The sequence below is a fragment of the Lentzea indica genome, assembly GCF_012184385.1.
Taxonomy (GTDB): Bacteria; Actinomycetota; Actinomycetes; order Mycobacteriales; family Pseudonocardiaceae; genus Lentzea; species Lentzea indica.
Genome location: NZ_VSRL01000583.1, coordinates 1 through 814, shown reverse-complemented (window position 1 = coordinate 814; position 814 = coordinate 1). Strand labels below are relative to the sequence as shown.

The 814-nt window shown below is 71.9% G+C and carries 1 pseudogene; it reads left to right on the top strand.

Features of this window, described 5'->3' with window-relative positions:
* A pseudogene (locus FXN61_RS49745) lies at positions 1-814 on the top strand (phenylalanine--tRNA ligase subunit beta); the annotation flags it as partial.

Sequence of the window (814 nt, the reverse complement as noted above, 5' to 3'; positions counted from 1 at the left end):
CGCTGGAGCGGGCCGCGAAGCTGCTCAACCACTACGCCGAGGGCTCCATCAAGCCGGGCCGCACCGACGTGGGCGCGCCCACGCTGCCGGACCCGGTCTCGATGCCGATCGACCTGCCGGACCGCGTCGCCGGCGTCCGCTACGCGCGTGGCGTCACCGCTCGGCGTCTCGGCCAGATCGGTTGCCAGGTCTCCGTGACCACCTCGGACGACGGCCAGACGATCGTCACGGCCGTGCCTCCGACGTGGCGTGCCGACCTCGTGCAGCCCGCCGACCTGGTGGAGGAGGTGCTGCGGCTGGAGGGCTACGACACGATTCCCTCGACCTTGCCGCCCGCACCCGCCGGTCGCGGTCTGACCGAGCAGCAGCGTCGTCGCCGCACCGTGTGGCGCACGCTGGCCGAGGACGGCTTCGTCGAGGTGAAGCCCTTCCCGTTCATCGACCCGTCGGTGTTCGACGCGTTCGGGCTCGCCTCGGACGACGTCCGGCGCAACACCGTCGGCGTGCTGAACCCGTTGGAGGCGGACAAGAACGTCCTCGCCACCACCCTGCTGCCCGGTTTGCTGGAGACGTTGCAGCGCAACCTGGCCCGCGGTGCTCGCGACGTCGCTCTGTACAACATCGCGCAGGTGACTCTGCCGCGTGCGCAACAGGTTCCGGTGCCTTCGCTGGGTGTCGACCGCAAGCCGACCGAGGCCGAGGTCGCCTCGATGCTCGCCGCGCTGCCGCAGCAGCCGCTGCACGTCGCCGGTGTGCTCACGGGCCACCGCGAGCTGGCCGGCTGGTGGGGCAAGGGCCGCATGGCCGACTGGGC